Source organism: Amycolatopsis sp. M39 (assembly GCF_001651785.1).
In the GTDB taxonomy this organism is placed as follows: domain Bacteria; phylum Actinomycetota; class Actinomycetes; order Mycobacteriales; family Pseudonocardiaceae; genus Amycolatopsis; species Amycolatopsis rubida.
Genome location: NZ_LWSF01000011.1, coordinates 152,267 through 169,442, shown reverse-complemented (window position 1 = coordinate 169,442; position 17,176 = coordinate 152,267). Strand labels below are relative to the sequence as shown.

Below are 17,176 nucleotides of genomic sequence, written 5' to 3'. Positions count from 1 at the left end.
GGCGCAGGCGATCGTCAGCACGACGCTGATCTCCTACGCGACGACCCAGTTCGGGCTTTCCCGCAAGAGCCTCCTCGACACTCTCAACATCGCGCTCGTAGTCATGATCTTCGCGATCCCTCTGTTCTCCTGGCTGTCGGACAAAGTCGGCCGCCGCATGGTGCGCGTCCCGGCGGCGGCCCTCTTCGCGGTGTTTTCCTTTTTCATGTTCCCCATGCTCGAATCCCGGTCGACGCCGATCATCTTGCTGGCCTTCGTCATCAGCATGGCGATCCTGAACGGCGCCGCGGCGGGAACGAACGGCGCGCTGCTTTCCGAACTCTTCCCGACCAAGTACCGGTACACCGGGACGTCCGTCGCCTACCAGATGGCAGGCCTCATCGGCGGCGGCATCGGCCCTCTCCTCGCGGCCGTCTTCCTCGCTCCCGGAGGACCCGGGCCAGGCGCGGTCGCGGTCATGACCGCGGCCTTCTGCGTCGTCAGCGCCGTCTGCACCGTCTTCGTCGGCGACACCCGTAAAACCGATCTCCAGAACGCCTGACCTGGCCGCCTTCGCGAAACCCGGACGAGAACGCCGATCACCCTAACCAGGAGCCATTGCATGACTCGCAAAATGCGCTTGATCGCCTACATGAAAACCGGCCCGACCGCGTTGCACTCCGGCGGCTGGCGCCACCCGGAAGCAACCCTGCACGACATCTTCGACCCGGTTCGCTACGAGCAGATCGCACAAGTTCTCGAGGGGGCCAAGTTCGACGGCGCCTTCTTCGCGGATCTCTTCGGCGTCGCGGACACCTATCAGGGCCTGGAGATGTTCATCAGGTCCGGTGGGCAGAACAGCTACCTCGACCCGATGACCGTGATCCCGCTGATGGCCAGGGTGACGTCCCGCCTGGGGTTGGGAGCGACGATCTCGACCAGCTTTCACAACGCCTTTCACATCGCACGAAGCCTGGCCTCGCTCGACATGCTCAGCGGAGGCAGGATCGCGTGGAACGTGGTGACCTCCACCAACGATCTCGAAGCGGCCAACGCCGGCATGGAAGGAATGCTGCCGCACGGCGAACGCTACGACCGCGCCGACGAAGTTCTCGAAGCCTGCTTCGCACTCTGGAACACCTGGGACCCGGACCCCTTTGTCTTCGACAAGGAACGCGGGCGCTTCGGCGACCCCGAAAAGGTGAACTATGCCAACTACGAAGGCAAATGGATCAAGACGCGCGGACCGCTGCCCACTCCGCGGAGCCCCCAAGGACGCCCGGTCGTCATGCAGGCCGGCAGCTCCGACCGCGGGCGCGAGTTCGCCGCACGATGGGCTGAGCTGATCTTCACCCCGCCCTACGACCGGGCGACGATGCAGGCGTTCTCCGACGACATGCGCCAGCGGATGGCCGCGGCGGGACGCGATCCCCGCTCGTGCAAAATCCTTCCCGCGGTGACCCCGATCCTGGGCGAAACCGAGTCCATCGCCCAGGAACGCGCCGACTACTTGGACAGCCTTCAGCATCAGGAATACGACCTCGCGTACGCCTCCCTGTCGGCGGGGGCGGACCTGAGCAAGACAAAGACCGCCGAGGAACTGGCCAAGGCCCGGGGAAACCAGGGCACCCGGGGCGGGACGGACCGCTTGATCCAGATCGCGGAAAAGAGCGGAGTGACTCTGGCCGAAGCAGCGGCGAAGAAGTCGCGGGGCAAGGCGCTCGTCGGCACTCCGGCATCGGTAGCCGACGCACTCCAGGATCTCTTCGAGTCCGAGGCCTGCGACGGCTTCGTGATCATGCCTACGACGTTCCCGACGTCGCACGAGCAGTTCTGCCGATCGGTGGTTCCCGAACTGCAGCGGCGAGGAGTCTTCCGCACGGAGTACAGCGCCGCGACGCTCCGGGACAACCTGTTCGACTGAGCCCGGCCAGCCAGGCGGTTCGTTCCGTGCCCGCCGCCGGGTGCTCCGGCTGAGCCGGACTGGAATCCGCAGCGCGACGGGTCCCGGCAAGCCGACTCCAGCAGTTCGCCGCGCCTGCTCAGCACACCGCCGAACGCCGCTGACGCTGTCCACGACAGGGTAATCCATACGCTGACTATTTTCGTCCAGGAGCTGATGACTTGCGCGCGAAACATCCTGCGGCCGGCCCCGCACTGCGGCACCCGATCAGTCCGGACGCGCTTTCCGGCCGCCGAAACGCTTATGCTGCCCAGGTGAGTACCGAAACCTCCGGCCATCCGGCGAAGGAGCCGGCCGACCGCCGCGAGCTGCCGACGCCGCCCGAGATGGTCACCGCGCCCGGCTACGTCCTGCGCCGCCTCTACCAGGCTTACCAAGCCGCGTGGCAGAGTCAGGTCGACCCCACTGTCACCGGGCCTCAGCAAGCAGTCCTGCTCGCTGTCAACAACTACCCGGGCGTGGAGCAGGGAATGCTCGGCACTTCCGTTTCGCTCGACCGGTCCACCATGGCCAGCGTGGTGGCCCGGCTCGAGAAACGCGGCTGGCTGATCCGCAAGAAGCCGGCCGAAGACGGGCGAAAACGATTGCTCTACCTCACCGACGCGGGCACCGAGGCCGCCGCGGCCCTGCTCCGGCGCGCCCGCGCCCTCGACAAAATCTTGATGGAGGGCTATGGACCCGCCGGACAGCAGTTGATCGTCGACTTGCTGTCCACATTGGCCGAAAAATGGGAGGACGTCGCCGAGAGGTGAGCCGACCCGGGATTCCTGTGCGCGAAGCCGCCCTCCCGGTCATCGGCGGTGCGGGTTAGTCCGAGCCTCGACTAACGGTCGGGCCATCTGCAGCGAACCCGCTGGCCCAGGTCGGTCACAATAACGGTGACACGCTCGCAACACGCCTGTCACCTGCATCTTTTGTCATACTGCCAGCGCGGCGCAACCCTTGTGATCAGTCGTCAGTCCTCGTACTATCTTCCCCACGCCGGAATCCGGTCCGCACCAGCGACCGAGAACTCCGCACCCTCGCGGGAGAATCCGGCTTCTCCTGCGAAGGGGACCGGCGCGGCATCCCCTCGACAACCCGCACCGCTTACCTGCTCGCCCGCCAAGAACCCCACCTCACCGCACAAGAGGCAACCATGACCACCAGCAACCCGTCGGTCACCGCCGCGCAGGCGTCAGCCGGCCAGCGGCGGCGCCAGGCCAGGCGCATCTACGCCGCGAGTTTTATCGGGACGACTGTAGAATTCTACGACTTCATCGCTTTCGGCACCGCGGCGAGCCTGGTGTTCGGCAAGGTCTTCTTCGCGTCGACTTCCCCGGTCGTCGGAACCATCGCCTCGTTCGCGACGCTCGCGATCGGCTACGCGGCGCGTCCGCTGGGCGGCATTATCGGCGGTCACTTCGGGGACAAGGTCGGCCGCAAGTCGGTTCTCATCTGGACCATGGCGCTGATGGGCACCAGCACCTTCCTCATCGGACTGCTCCCCTCCTCGGGTCAAATCGGGTCGCTCGCACCGATTCTGCTGGTTGTCCTCCGCCTTGTTCAGGGGCTGGCCGTCGGCGGCGAGTGGGGCGGTGCCGTGCTGATGTCGGTGGAGCACGCGAAGGAGTCGAATCGAGGCTTTTTCGGCAGCGCGACCGGTGTCGGCTCCGGTTGCGGCGTGTTGCTGGCCTACACCGCGTTCGGCGCGCTCGGCGGCCTGGGCGAAGACCAGTTCCTGAAGTGGGGCTGGAGGTTGCCGTTCCTCGCCTCGGGCGTGCTGATCGCCATCGGTCTCTACATCCGCCTTCGCGTCGAAGAAAGCCCGGTCTTCCAAGCTGAGCGAGGACGGAGCGAGGCCGCCCGGACACCCGCCCGGTCGCCGCTCCTCGCCGTCGTTCGCGAACGGCCTGTCCGCCTGCTGATCGGCATCGGCGTGTACGCGGGCCCGTTCATGGCACAGGCCATCATCACGACCTTCTTGATCTCGTACGCGACGACCAAGTTCGGTCTCCCCCGGCAGGTGCTCCTGGACGGCCTGATCGTCTCGCTCGCCGGAATGCTCGTCACGGTCCCGTTGTTCGCCTGGCTTTCCGACAAAATCGGCCGGCGGACCGTGTACATTCCGGCCACGCTCCTTTTCGGAGCGTTCGCGTTCGCCGCGTTTCCGATGGTCGGCACCGGCTCCCCGCTGGCGATCACCGCGGTCTTCGTGATCAGCATGACATTCCTCAACGGAGCGACGGTCGGGATCGTAGGGTCTCTGCTCTCCGAACTGTTCCCGACCCGGTACCGCTACACCGGCGCGTCCGTCTCCTACCAGTTCGCCGGGCTGATCGGCGGCGGCATCGGTCCGCTGGTCGCCTCTGTCCTGGCGGAAACCGGTGCCGGCGTCACCGCTGTCTCGCTCATGATCGCCGTTTTCTGCGTCGTCAGCGCGGTGTGCGCGGGCGTGCTCGGCGACACCCGCAAGGTAGACCTCCACCAGGCGTGAGCAACTGCGCACAAGACGCGGGCGGACGAACAATGGCAGAAAGGTCCACATGAGAATCGAAGGCGGATTCACGGTCGGGGCACCCGTCGACACGGTGCACGCAGCCATGCGGGACATCGAGCAGGCGGCGGAATGCCTCCGCGGATTCACCGTCGAACGGGCCTCCTCGGACAGTGTTGTCAGGGGCAGCTTCCGGCCCGCTCGCGACGACGCCGAGGACATTCGCTGCCTCGTTTCCGTCCAGGACATCGATGACGACGACCACACGGTCAGCCTCGCCGTGCGCGCTCGGCAATCTGCCGGGCCGGGCATCGCCGCACTGACCCTGACCAGCCGCCTCCGCTCCGTCGACCGGGGAGCCACCCGCGTCCAGATCGAGGTCGATCTGACGACCGCGGGCAACGCCCGCTGGTTCGACGGGCATGCAGCGGAAGATGCGCTCGCCCGGCACGCAGCAGAATTCGGAACCGCGCTCGAAAAACGACTGCGCCGCAACACGCCGGTGAGCGCGGGCGCGGTTACCATGACCGAAGACGACCCAGGCGCGAAACGGGACTCCCTTGCCCGGCTCGTTTCCTGGACCGCATCGCGCCGGCGTTACCTCGCAACGTCCGCGATCGCCGGGCTCGCACTGGCCGTCTTGCTTGCCCGCAAGCGAACTTCAGCGGCCCGGACCGCGCCCACCACGACCTGATTGCGAGGTTTCCGTGAAACCGCCCTCATTCTCCTACCACGACCCGACCGGCCTCGGCGAGGCACTCGCGCTGCTGTCCCAGTACGGCGACGAGTCGAAAGTTCTCGCCGGCGGGCAGAGCCTCGTCCCCCTCCTCAATTTCCGCCTCGCGGCGCCCGAACATGTCATCGACATCAACGGGCTCGGCGAACTCGCCTACCTCCGCAGGACTGGCGGCACCCTGAAGATCGGCGCGCTGACGCGGCACGCCAGCCTCGAACGCTCGGACCTCGCAGCCAGGCATTGGCCCCTGTTGCGCGAAGCTGTGCGCTGGGTGGCGCACCCCCAGATCCGCAACCGCGGCACCGTCGGCGGCAGCGTCGCGCACGCGGACCCGGCTGCCGAGATTCCGGTCGCCCTCGTCGCGCTCGACGCCCGCTTCACCGCCCGATCACAGCGGGGAACCCGCACGATCGGGTGGCGTGACTTCTTCTCTTCCGCATTGACCACGGCCCTGGAACCCGACGAACTCCTCGTCGAGGTAGAGGTGCCGGAAGTCGCCCCCGGCAGCGGCTACGCCCTTGCCGAGTATTCCCGGCGCCACGGCGACTTCGCGCTCGGCGGCGCTGCCGTCCTCGTCACTCTCGACGGTTCCGGCGCCTGTTGCGGCGCAGCCATCGCACTCCTGGGTGCGGCGCCTACGCCAGTACGGGCTGAGCTGGCCGAGAAGCTCCTGATGGGAGAGAAGATCACCGAGCACGTCGCGGCCGCCGCGGCCCACGCGGCGGTCGACGCGGTCTCGCCGAGCGGCGACATCCACGGTTCATCGGAATACCGGACGAGCCTCATCGAAGTCCTCGTCCGTCGCGCGATCTTGACCGCAGCCGCACGGGCACAAGGAGAAGACGATGGAAAAGCGTGAGGTCGAGATCGAGCTGAACGGCTGCCCGTACCGCGCCCGGATCGAGCCCCGGTTGCTGCTGTCGGACTTCATCCGCCACGAAGCCCGGCTCACCGGCACTCACGTCGGCTGCGAGCACGGCGTCTGCGGTGCCTGCACGGTCGAGATCGACGGCACCCCGATGCGCTCTTGCCTGGTACTCGCGGTGCAGGCACGCAACCGCCAGGTGCGGACGGTCGAAGGGCTTACCGACGGATGGCCTGACCACGAGCTCACCATCCTTCAGGAGGCGTTCCACGAGAAGCACGCGCTGCAGTGCGGCTTCTGCACTCCGGGATTCCTCATGTCGCTGCAGCCGTTGCTGCTGGAGGAGCGCGAATTGTCCGAAGAGGACATTCAGGTCGCGTTGTCCGGCAATCTCTGCCGCTGCACCGGATACCGCAACATCGTCGCGGCCGTGCAGCTGGCTCTCGAACGCATCCGGGAGGTCCGGAACACCGGTTCCTCCCAGGAGAACGCGGAAAAGCTGCCACAGCGCCGCTGATGCACCGCGGAGGTTGACCCGGCTCCCGCTGACCTGACTACGGAGGACGACTTTGGGAACCCTGCTCACCGGCTCTCACACCCCGCGCGCCCGGCTGCGGGAACTCCTCGCCGCGGGCGAGCCGCTCGTCGCGCCGGGCGCGTTCGACGCGCTCACCGCGAGACTCGTGGAGGAGGCCGGTTTCGATGCCGTTTACATGACCGGCTTCGGGACTACCGCGTCGCTGATCGGCCGACCGGACCTGGGGCTTCTCACCGGGACGGAGATGGTCGACCACGCCCGGCGGCTCGCCGCCGCCGTGGAGCTCCCGCTGATCGCCGACGCCGACACCGGATACGGCAACGCGATCAACGTCATCCGCACCGTGCACCTCTACGAGCAGGCCGGGGTCGCGGGCCTGCACCTGGAAGACCAGGTCAACCCCAAGAAATGCGGCCACATGGCCGGAAAGGCCGTGATTCCCGCGGAGGAGATGACGGGGAAGATCCGGGCCGCTGTGGCGGCACGCCGGGATCCCGACCTCGTCCTCATCGCGCGGACCGACGCCGCGGCCGTCGAGGGCGTCGACGCCGCGATCGCCCGGGCCCGCGCGTATGCCGATGCGGGTGCCGATCTGCTTTTCGTGGAAGCACCTACCAGCGAGGAAGCGATCGAGCACGTCGCGACCAAGCTCCGCGGGGTCGCGCCGCTGGTGTTCAACTGGGCCGAAGGCGGCCGTACGCCGCCTATCCCCCTCGCCCGTATCGCCGAACTCGGATTCGCTCTCGTGCTTTTTCCCATCGGCACGCTCCTGGCCGCCACCGCCGGCGCCCGCGCGCTGCTCAAGACTCTCAAGAACGACGGCATCCCCGCCGAGGCCATGCCGGGCCTGCCCACGTTCGACGAGTTCACCGACTTCATCGGCCTTCCGGAAGCCAAGACGCTCGAGGCCCGTTTCGGTGCGGGCGAAGAACGTTAGCGCCGCACCGCGAGCACGTCGAGCAGGTCTCGGTCTCGGGTCTCCGGCAGGCCGATCGCGCTCAGCAGGCTGATCAAACACAGGAGGGCGAGGAAGACGCCGAAGACGACGGCGCCGTATGAGGCGGTGATCGTGCCCGCCACCAGCGGCGGCACGGCACCGCCGAGCACCAGGCCGATGTTGTAAGCGAATGCGGAGGCCGTATACCGGTGCCGCGTCTCGAAAATCTCGGACAGCATCACGTTGATCGAGCCGATTTCCAGACCGGCGATGAGCATCGTCGCGCACAGAAGCGCCAGGTAACCCGGGCCTGATGCCGACTGCAGGACCGGGAAAACGACGACCGCCCAGACGACGGCGGCTCCCGTTGCCGCCAGGAGGACCGGACGGCGGCCCACCCGGTCGGACGTCATCGCACCGATCACGACGCCGAGCGACCAGCACAGGCCGCCCGCGATGCCCGCGGCCAGCACGACGTTCCGGCTCAGTCCGAGTTGTGCGGTGCCGACATTGGCGAAGTACGTCGCGCCGAGGTAGGTGAACGCCGCCTGCATGATCGAGATCCCCGCGACGAGCAGCATCTGTCGCGGCTGCCGCCGCCAGGCTTCGACGATCGGCAGCTTCGGGCGCTTGGCGCCGCGACTCGGTTCGGCCTCCGCGCCCGCCTCGAAAACGGGGCTTTCCTCGATCTTCAGGCGAATATAGAGACCGACCCCGATCAGCAGCGCGCTCGCGAGAAACGGGATCCGCCAGCCGAACGACGCGAATTGCGCGTCGGAGAGGCCGGCACCGACCGCAAGCAAGGTCGCGTTCGCGATGACGATCGAGAAGCCGCCGCCGAGCGAGGTGAACATGGTCCAGAAGCCCCGTTTCGCCGCCGGTGCGCTCTCGGTGCTGAACAGCGCCGCGCCGGCCAGCTCGCCACCGGCCGCGATGCCTTGGACGATGCGCATGAGCACGACCAGGATCGGGGCGGCGACCCCGATCTGACCCGCGGTCGGCATGGCGCCGACCACGACGGTCGCGCCGCCCATCAGGAGCAAAGTCGTGACGAGCATGCGCTTTCGGCCCAACCGGTCTCCGAAGTGGCCGAAGATCAACGCGCCGATCGGGCGGGCGACGAACGCCACCCCAAGGGTGCCGAACGCGGCGACGGTGCCTGCGGCCGGGCCGAGGGCCGGAAAGAAGACTTTGGCGAACACCAGCGACGCTGCGACGGCATACAGCGTCAGGTCATAGAACTCGATCACGGTGCCGACGAAGCCCGCCAAAGCGATCCGGCGCATCTGCCGGTCCGTGCGGGCTGGGACCACAGCGTTCTGCTTTGTATGCTGCCGGGGCTTGGGCGGCGTCATCGATCCTCCTTGATCGGTGGCCAGGTCATCAGGAAAGCGGTGCGTCCGCTCCGAACAGCTCGAGAAACGGGGCCACGTCCCCGGCTGCTTCGAGACTCGCGGCCGAAGAGACCCAAGCATCGGTGCCGGTCCCGGGCAATGCGTCCCGCCACTTGCCCGCCAGGTCGGCCCAAGTCGGCTCTCCCCGCAGGCTGTGGCCGCGCGGATGATCCACGCGCCGCGTAGCCGTCGTCCCGTCGGCGAACGCGATCGTGACGACCGCGCCGCGCCCGTTCGGTTGCTCCCGTTGCAGATCCGGGTCGGTCCGAAGAGTGATCCGCTCCCGGATCCGCGCGAACGCCGGGTCCGACTCGACACCCGGGAAGTACGACTCGGACAACCTGATGCCGTCGTGCAGAAGCGCGACCGCGAGCATGTCCTGCAGGCAGATGTTGTGCATCGCCCGGCCGTCCACGACGCGCCGCGCGTTGGCGGGCATGCCGACCAGCACCGAACGAACCGCCTCGTGGTCGCGGTCGTGTTCGTGCATGATCGCCAAGGCCGCTTCAGTGGCCGCGTGGATCGGGTAGCCGGCGCGGAGGAACTTGAAGTTCCCCCCGCTGATGCCGAAAGCCGTTCCGAGGCCCTGAACGGCCCTCTCGCGGCCGTCGTCGGTCCCCCAGGCGTCGAGCAACCCATGGCGCTCTCCGATGACGTCCGCGACGCCTTCCAGCCCCGCCTTGGCCATCAACGCGGCACCGACCCCCGCGGATGCGTACTGACCGTTGCAGAACGCCTTGCTGATGTGATCGTTTTCGCGGAACAGCGCGCACAACCCGTTGGCACGGAAGGTCGCCAGAGCCATCGCGTTCGCAATGCCGCGGGCGTCCAGCCCGAGCAGCCGTGCGCACGCGGCAGCTGCCCCGACGGCATGCAGGAAGTCCGCGTGCAGGTGGAATGTGTCCTTGAGCCGGAATGTTCCTCCGCACGCGTCGATCAGGCGCGTGCCGACGTCGTAGCCGAGGACCACCGCGTTGATCAGGTCGGCACCCGAGCTGCGCCGAGATTGCGCCATCGCGGCCGCGGCGTGCACCAACGTTGCGCCCGGATGGCCGCCGACCACGTGGGCGCCGTCGATCTCGTCGGCATGCCCGGCTGTTCCGTTGGCCAGCGCGGCGAACTCGGCCGAGGTGCGGTGCCCTGTCCGCAGGACCAGCGCCTCCCCGGCCGCGCTCTGTNGCGCTCTGTCCCGCGACGTAGCGGGCGGCGAGGCGACCCGCCGGACATGCGGCGCCGAAGTAGCCGCTTGCCAGTTCGTCGAGAATGACAAGCTTCGCTCGTTCGCGAATGTGCGCGGGCAGCGACTCGAAGTCAGTGCCCGCAGCGTATTCCGCGAGCGTCGCGGTAACGGTCGATCCGTCGATCGCCAGCATTCAGGATCCTCTCTGATCACGACTGCACTCGACCGGGGCGACCGGTGTCAGTAGCCGAAAGCGCCCTTCTCGACCACGGCGTGGTCGTGGCTGGGCAGTGGTGTCCAGCCGGTGCCCTTGAGACGGGCGAGGCTCGCGCGAAACGCCGGGAGGTCGGTGAACCGGCCGGAGGGCAGCGGCGTCGCCGCTCCCCTGTTGTCCCAGTTGTCGAAGGTGTCCACGCAATCGCCGGTGATGACGAAGGTGCCGTCGCCGGTGTCGACCCGTACGCCCTGCGAACCGGGCGAGTGCCCAGGCAGCGGCACGACACCCAGTCCGGCCGTGATCTCGCTCGGCCCGTCCAGCGCGCGGATCCGGTCCGAGCAGCGGGCGAATGGGGGCACGCGGCCGTCCTGGATGCCGTAGGCCTGGTGGTGCGCGGTGTCCGGGGCCGCCGCGAAATCCAGTTCAGCTTGCTGGACCAGGACTTCGGCGTTGGGGAACACGTCGTTGTTCGAACAATGGTCCCAGTGCAGGTGAGTGTTGACCACAAGGCTGACCTCGCTCGGGTCCACCCCGAGCCGGTCGAGCGCGTTCTCGATCCGCTCCGGCTCCCGCACCGCGTAGCCGAAGGGGATCATGCTCCGAATCTGCTCCTCGTCGGCCGGACCGCCGGTGTCCACAATCACCGTCCGTTTCCCCGACCGCAGCACGAACATCACCAGCGGCATGCTGACAGTCCGCCGGGAGCGGTCCTCGAGATAGACCAGCTCCGCGGGGACTCCGCGGAGTTCGCCCAGCTTCACCGCGTCGATGACCCACTTCGTCGTCGTCATCCGCAGCCTCGTCAGCCGATGGACTTGTACTCGAGGAACTCCTCGATGCCGTAGCGGCCGAACTCGCGTCCGATTCCGGAGAGCCGGAACCCGCCGTGCGGGGCCCGCTGGTTGACCGGCGACCCGTTGATCCGGATGCGCCCCGCGCGCAGCTTGCCGGCGAGTGCGCGGGCGCGGTCGTCGTCTCCGGCCCAGATCGCCCCGGCGAGGCCGTATTCGGTGTCGTTCGCGATACGGAACGCGTCGTCCTCGTCGTCGAACGGGATGAGCACGACGACCGGGCCGAAGATCTCCTCTCGGGCGACCCGGGACGTGTTGTCGCCGGAGAAAACCGTTGGCCGCACGAAGAATCCGCGGTCCAGGCCCTCGGGCGCGTCCGGCCCGCCGGTGAGCAGGCGCACGCCCTGGTCAAGGCCGGACCTGATGTAGCCGCGGATCCGGTCGCGCTGGTTGGCGTTGGCGACCGGGCCGAGCGTGGTGGCCGGGTCGTAGGGATCGCCGAGGACGTAGCTCTCCGCTTTGCGGACCGCGATCTCCTCGGCCTCGGCGAGGCGGGACCGGGGCACCAGCACGCGGGACAGTCCGCCGCAGACCTGGCCCGAGTTGCGGAACGCGTCCTCGATCCCGACCTCGATCGCGGTCTTCAGGTCCGCGTCCTCGAGAATGACGTTCGCGGACTTGCCGCCGAGTTCGAGGGCGACCTTCTTGACCCCTTGCGCGGCCAGTTCCATCACCCGGCGACCGGCCCGCACCGAGCCGGTGAGCGAAACCATGTCGACCAGCGGGTGGGTGACCATCGGCTCGCCGACCTCCGGGCCGGTGCCGGACACGAGGTTGAACACACCGTCGGGCAACCCGGCCTCGGCGGCCATCTCGGCGAAGATGAACGAGCTGAGCGGCGCCACCTCGGTGCCTTTGAGGACGACCGTGCACCCGGCGGCGAGCGCCGCGCCGGCCTTCATGCACACCATCCGCATCGGCCCGTTCCAAGGCGTGATCGCGCCGACGACACCCGCGGGCTCGCGAGCAACCACGGTGTGGTCGACCTGCTCCTCCCACCGGATCTCGGAAAGACTGTCCGCGAGGCTGACGAGATCCACCACCGCCGAAGCGCCCTGCGCCTCCGCTGCGACCGCGTAAGGCTGACCGATTTCGCTGACGACGGCCCGGGTGATTTCGTCCGAGCGCTTCTCGGTCAGCTCCGCCAGCTTGCGCAGGAAACCCACTCGCTCCTCGACCGAGGTCTTCGACCATGAGGGGAAGGCCGCCGCGGCCGATTCCACAGCGGCGTCGACGTCCGCGGCCGTTCCCCGCGGAATGGTCGCGGCGGCCTCCTCGGTGACCGGGTTGATCACCTCGATGACACTGTCACCCGCGGAGGGCACCCACTTGCCGTTGATGAAGATCTGGTCGCGTTCGATCACCGAACACACTCCTCGTGCATCGTCGCAGCGGTCAAACCTGACCGGAAGAGTTCATATTTGCGAACTATAGATCGTTATTACGCTCATAACGCTACGGATGGACACCCGCGCCTGTCAACGCCCGCGCCTCGAACTGACCACGAAACAGGCCGCGTCCACGACCACAGAGGTGCTCAAAGCGGGCGCGGACCACGAGCGCTTGCCGACGAGGCACGAAAAAACACCCGCGCGAAAATCGCTGCGGGTGTGCGAATGGCCGCGTCCTGCCGGAGACAGGTACCGCGGGACGCGGCCTCAGACGGTTTCTGCCGCCGGGCAAAGGACTGCACCGGCAGCAGACGTCAGCGGGCCCGGGTCCTAGATCGGCTCNGGCTCGCGCGGCGTGTTCTTCTGTTGCGTCCACGACGCGACGTGCTTCAGCAGAAGCTTTTTGACCTTGGCCTGCCGAGGTTGCACGTCCACCGTCTGCCCGACCAGGACCGCGACCGCCACGGTTTCTCCCAGCTGGTTGCGAACCACGCTGGCAAAGGCGATCTGCGCTCCGTTGTGCCGGAAGTTGCGCGACACGCCAGTCTTCTTGATCTCGGCGAACTCGCCGAGGAATTCGGAGATCGCTTCGCCGTCGGTCGCCCGCACACCGCGCAGATAGGCGTCGCGCTCCGCGTCCGGCTTCGCCGCCAGCAGCGCCTTCCCGCCGGCAGTGGAGATCAGCTTGCGGCGGATGTTGCTGCGGGCCGCGAACCCGGTGAGCGCGTCCGTGCCCGACTCTCCGATGTAGATCAGGGAGTCGCCGGCCTCGACGCCGAGGAAGACCGTCATCCCGGTGTCCTTGTGGAGCGCGTCGAGGTCGGCTTGGCTGACCTGACCCGCGCGGATGTGCCCGCTGGCCAGCGTGAGGCCGTAGATGGCCGGCCCGAGGTAGAAGTGCCGGTCGTTCTCGTACAGCCAGCCTTTGGCCTGAAGGCCTCGGATGAACCCGTGCACCGAGCTCTTCGGCGCGTCCAGGACGCGAGCGAGTTCCGCGAACCCGATCCCGGGGTGGTACACGACCTCTTCGAGGATCTGGGTCACCCGGTCGATCGTGCGGTGATTCTTCGGGCCGGCCAGCTCATCCTGATTGGCGTCATCGGTCACAGCCGTCATCCTACCGCAATGACGTCCACGATTTCGCCATTACGAACCGACGAACCGCGGCGGGCGCTTCGCGATCGAGGCCGCGATCCCCTCGGCGAAGTCCGCGCTTCCGAGCAGCGCCGCTTGCGCGTCAGCCTCGATGTCGAGTGCGGCCGACACCTCCGCCACCAGCGACCGTCGCAGCGTCGCACGAATCGAGGGCACCGACAAGGGGGCCGACGCCGCGATCCGGCCCGCCAGTTCGACCGCCGCCGCGCGGGGGTCGTCGGCCAATCCGTCGCACATCCCGATCTCAGCCGCCTCTTCGCCCGAGACCGACCTGCCGGTGTACAGGAGTTCCGACGCACGTTGCGGACCGACCGCCCTCGGCAGGGTCACCGACAGCGCGAACCCTTGGTGGAAGCCCAGTTTGGCGAAGTTGGCCGTGAGCCGCGCACCCGGCGCGGCGATGCGGAAGTCCGCGGAGAGCGCGAGGCCGAGACCGCCGCCGATCGCGCCCCCCTGCACAGCCGCCACCACCGGCTTGCGGCCGGAGAAAAGCCGGAACGCCTGCCGGTAGACGCTCCGGATGCCGGCCGCTCCCATTCCGCGCAGGTCGGCACCGGCGCAGAAGTGTTTTCCCTGCGAGCACAGCACGACTGCGCCGACGTCCTTGTCCTCGTCGAGGCCCAGCAAGGTGTCGGCGAGTTCGGTCAGCAACGCCTCGTCGAAGAAATTGTTGGGCGGCCGCCGCATCTCCAGCAGCGCAACCCGATCGGCCACAATTTCGCGGGCGACGTCGGTCATGCGTTCCCTCCTGCCGCGGCCGAAAGCTCGGCGACCGCCTCGTGCACCAGCTGCTTCTTGTCGATCTTTCCCGAGTGGGTGGTCGGCAGCGGTTCCCGCTCGATCCGCCACCTGCTCGGCACCGCGAACGAGGACAGCCGTGACCGCAGTTCGCTCGCGAGGTCGTCGGCCGTCGCTCCGTTCTCCACTACGACCACGGCCATCACTTCCTCCCCCAGATCAGGGTGCGGCACGCCGAAGACCGCCGACTCGACGACGCCCGCCACCTGGCCCAGCGCCTCCTCGACTGCGGCGGGAGCGATGTTCTCGCCACCGCGGATGATCATGTCTTTCGCGCGGCCGGTGATCCAGAGGTAGCCGTCGTCGTCGACATGGCCGAGATCGCCGGTGCGCAGCCAGCCCTCGCGGTCGATCGGCGAGTCTTCGGCGCCGAAATAGCCCAGCATCTGCGTCGGGCACCGGATGAGGATCTCGCCGTCGCGGTGCTCAGCGGGGTCGTCGATCCTCAGCTCGACGCAGGGCAGCGGACGCCCGCAACTGCCGGGGCGCTCGGCGGTGTCCTTTCCGGACGCGGCCGTGGCCTGGCCGCCGTTTTCGGTCAGTCCGTAGCCGGTCGCCACTCGCGGCTCGACCCCGGGCAGCCCGGCCCGCAGCTGGGCGAGGAATTCCGGGTGCACCGGCGCGCCGCCGACGGTGATCGACTTGATCGAGGTGAGGTTCCGGGTGCGGACGTCCGGGTGTTCGAGCACCCGGGACACCATCGTCGGCACGGCGCTCCACCGCACGATGCGCCACTGCTCGATCAGCCGCAGCGCCTCGGCCGGTTCGAACTTGCCGGACGGCATCACGAGCGTGTCGCCCACGGTGATCGCGCGCATCAGAGTCTGGATGCCGCCGATGTGGAACATCGGGCCGGTGTGCAGACCCGCGTCGCCGGTGGACGCGTCGACCTGCTGAGGCAGCCGGCGGGTGATGTGCAGCAACATGTGAAGACCCGCGAGCAGAGAACGGTGCGAGAGGACGACCGCTTTCGGTTTGCCCGACGTGCCCGACGTGAACACGAACGCTGCCGGATCGTCCTCGTCGCGTGCGCCCGGCTGGCCCGCGATGTCGCCCGGAGCGCCGCCGGCCGCGGCGTCGCAGTCCCAGACGCCGGTGGGAGCGCCGTCCGGCAGCGATCGAAGTGCACGCGCGTCGGCGAGGACGAGTGCCGGTTCGAGCAGATCGAGCGCGTCGGTCAGTTCGGTCTGGCTCCACCAGGCGTTGCCCAGCACCGGCACCGCACCGGCGGATACGCAGGCCCAGAAGTTGATGATCCATTCCGGGCTGTTGAAGCCCAGCAGAAGCACCCGGTCTCCGGGACGAAGGCCGCCGTCAGCCAGACGGGCGGCTTTCGCAGCTACCGCCTTCCGCAGCTGCGCGAAGGTCACCACGCGCTCGCCTTGGACCACGTGCGGTCGCTCGCCCCACTTCTCGGCGAAGGCGAGCAGTTCTGAGATGTTCCGCGGCCGCTCGGAGTAGACACGGAACGGGATGCCCCGGACGACCTCCGTGCCGATCTCCTTGCCCCACGCGGCTGTCATGCCGTCGCTCCGGAGCGCCGCGGGAGGACGACCGTCGCCGTGCCCGGCATGCAGTTCTGTTCGCGCTGGTTGTACGCCCAGGTCTCCAGGTGCACGACCGCGTCGCCGTCGGCGTCGATCTCCTTGCCGACGACCTTGCCGCCGAGACGCACCACGTCGGAGAGGTACACGTGCGCCCGGTACTGGCCGTGGATCGCCTTGACCGAACCCGCGTCGCCGATCCAATGGGTCAGCGTGTGGATCTGCCAGCAGGTGCGCTGGATGCCGACGTCGTAGGCGATCTGGGCGCCCTGCAACTGTGCGGCATAGTCGTTGTAGTGCACTGAATACACCGGTTCGAGAGCGTGAGTGCTGGGGTCGCGGAAGGCCCACTTCGGGTGCTTCTTGTAGCGGCGCAACGCCACCGCGTGGGCGGACAGGCGCGGGATCGGGGCGGCGCCGGAAGCGACGTAGGCGATCTCGTCGGTGAGGCCGATCGGCCCCTTGGTCAAGGTGTCCAGCTCGTCGCCGATCTGCACGTCGTCCCAGTAGCGGGGCTCGGACCCGCGCGGGGTCTCGGCGAGAATGTCGTCCTCGATCTTCGCGAGCTGCTCGTCGGTCCACGGGTGCGGGATCTCGATCTTCCGCGAGCTGCGGCGCTTCTGCATCTCGGTGCGTTCGAACCGCATCCGCGAGCAGATGAACCGGGCGACCAGTTCGCCGTCCTGGTTCCAGTACTCCTGGCGCAGGTAGTCCTTGATCCGGCGACCGCCGAACGAACTCTCGATCGGGTCGTCGAAGCCGTCGAACCACACCCGGGCGGTGATCTTGTCGCCGACCCGGATCGGGGCGTGGAAGGTCACGTCGGTCTCGGCGTGGAACCCGCCGAGACCGGGCCACCCGACCTGGACCGAGCCCAGGCACGCGAAGATGAAGCTCGGCGGGGCGACGATGGCGCCGTACGGGCCGGCCGCGGCGTATTCCTCGTCCGTCCACAGGGGATTGTCGTCGCCGATGCCTTCGGCGAACCGCAGGATCGCCAGCCGCGTCGCGTACTCGTTGTTGACGCAGGCTTCCGTGCGGAGCTCGGTGCCGATCAGGTTCCGCATCTTCGTCAGCATCTCGTCGGTGAACTTGCCGGTGGCCAGTTCCTTGCCGAATCCCGCGTCCTGCGAGGTCTCAGTCGTCGTCATC

At 68.0% G+C, this 17,176-nt stretch carries 16 protein-coding genes; 8 read left to right on the top strand and 8 right to left on the bottom strand.

Features of this window, described 5'->3' with window-relative positions:
* The 8 genes from A4R44_RS49240 to A4R44_RS24260 form a co-directional block, all read left to right on the top strand.
* Positions 1-541, top strand: a 541-nt coding sequence (locus A4R44_RS49240; RefSeq protein ID WP_198545425.1) for an MFS transporter, incomplete at its 5' end; no start/stop codon positions are given.
* Between the two features lie 60 nt (positions 542-601).
* On the top strand, positions 602-1,903 hold the full coding sequence (locus A4R44_RS24290; protein ID WP_067585036.1) for an NtaA/DmoA family FMN-dependent monooxygenase: 1,302 nt from the start codon (positions 602-604) through the stop codon (positions 1,901-1,903).
* 293 nt (positions 1,904-2,196) lie between these two features.
* The gene (locus A4R44_RS24285; protein WP_198545424.1) at positions 2,197-2,694 is read left to right on the top strand and encodes a MarR family winged helix-turn-helix transcriptional regulator; all 498 of its coding nucleotides are present in this window, start codon (positions 2,197-2,199) and stop codon (positions 2,692-2,694) included.
* Between the two features lie 386 nt (positions 2,695-3,080).
* Positions 3,081-4,418 carry an MFS transporter gene (locus tag A4R44_RS24280; protein WP_067585033.1) on the top strand — a complete coding sequence of 446 codons (1,338 nt, stop codon included), beginning with the start codon at positions 3,081-3,083 and terminating at the stop codon, positions 4,416-4,418.
* A 49-nt stretch (positions 4,419-4,467) separates the two neighbouring features.
* Positions 4,468-5,112 carry a hypothetical protein gene (locus A4R44_RS24275; protein ID WP_067585029.1) on the top strand — a complete coding sequence of 215 codons (645 nt, stop codon included), beginning with the start codon at positions 4,468-4,470 and terminating at the stop codon, positions 5,110-5,112.
* Positions 5,113-5,125: 13 nt separating this feature from the next.
* Positions 5,126-6,013, top strand: coding sequence for a xanthine dehydrogenase family protein subunit M (locus A4R44_RS24270; RefSeq protein ID WP_067585026.1), 888 nt, complete (start codon positions 5,126-5,128; stop codon positions 6,011-6,013).
* The gene (locus A4R44_RS24265; RefSeq protein ID WP_067585021.1) at positions 6,000-6,536 is read left to right on the top strand and encodes a (2Fe-2S)-binding protein; all 537 of its coding nucleotides are present in this window, start codon (positions 6,000-6,002) and stop codon (positions 6,534-6,536) included. Before A4R44_RS24270 ends, A4R44_RS24265 begins: the two co-directional genes overlap by 14 nt.
* Positions 6,537-6,588: 52 nt before the next feature.
* Positions 6,589-7,494 carry an oxaloacetate decarboxylase gene (locus tag A4R44_RS24260; RefSeq protein ID WP_067585018.1) on the top strand — a complete coding sequence of 302 codons (906 nt, stop codon included), beginning with the start codon at positions 6,589-6,591 and terminating at the stop codon, positions 7,492-7,494.
* Here the strand turns inward: A4R44_RS24260 and A4R44_RS24255 are convergent.
* From A4R44_RS24255 to A4R44_RS24220, 8 genes are all read right to left on the bottom strand, one after another.
* The gene (locus tag A4R44_RS24255; RefSeq protein WP_067585015.1) at positions 7,491-8,849 is read right to left on the bottom strand and encodes an MFS transporter; all 1,359 of its coding nucleotides are present in this window, start codon (positions 8,847-8,849) and stop codon (positions 7,491-7,493) included. The genes A4R44_RS24260 and A4R44_RS24255 overlap by 4 nt on opposite strands.
* A 28-nt stretch (positions 8,850-8,877) precedes the next feature.
* Positions 8,878-10,158 carry an MmgE/PrpD family protein gene (locus tag A4R44_RS24250; protein ID WP_067585012.1) on the bottom strand — a complete coding sequence of 427 codons (1,281 nt, stop codon included), beginning with the start codon at positions 10,156-10,158 and terminating at the stop codon, positions 8,878-8,880.
* Positions 10,159-10,308: 150 nt separating this feature from the next.
* Positions 10,309-11,076: an N-acyl homoserine lactonase family protein gene (locus A4R44_RS24245; RefSeq protein WP_067585010.1), complete on the bottom strand. Its 768-nt coding sequence runs from the start codon at positions 11,074-11,076 to the stop codon at positions 10,309-10,311.
* A gap of 11 nt (positions 11,077-11,087) precedes the next feature.
* The gene (locus A4R44_RS24240; protein ID WP_067585007.1) at positions 11,088-12,500 is read right to left on the bottom strand and encodes an aldehyde dehydrogenase family protein; all 1,413 of its coding nucleotides are present in this window, start codon (positions 12,498-12,500) and stop codon (positions 11,088-11,090) included.
* 357 nt (positions 12,501-12,857) lie between these two features.
* A complete protein-coding gene (locus A4R44_RS24235) occupies positions 12,858-13,634 on the bottom strand; it encodes an IclR family transcriptional regulator (protein WP_198545423.1) in 777 nt (258 codons plus the stop codon).
* Between the two features lie 39 nt (positions 13,635-13,673).
* Positions 13,674-14,420, bottom strand: a complete 747-nt coding sequence (locus A4R44_RS24230) for an enoyl-CoA hydratase/isomerase family protein (protein ID WP_067585003.1) — start codon at positions 14,418-14,420, stop codon at positions 13,674-13,676.
* On the bottom strand, positions 14,417-16,003 hold the full coding sequence (locus A4R44_RS24225; RefSeq protein ID WP_067585000.1) for a class I adenylate-forming enzyme family protein: 1,587 nt from the start codon (positions 16,001-16,003) through the stop codon (positions 14,417-14,419). Before A4R44_RS24225 ends, A4R44_RS24230 begins: the two co-directional genes overlap by 4 nt.
* A complete protein-coding gene (locus A4R44_RS24220) occupies positions 16,000-17,175 on the bottom strand; it encodes a MaoC family dehydratase N-terminal domain-containing protein (RefSeq protein WP_067584998.1) in 1,176 nt (391 codons plus the stop codon). Before A4R44_RS24220 ends, A4R44_RS24225 begins: the two co-directional genes overlap by 4 nt.
* Position 17,176: the final 1 nt, after the last annotated feature.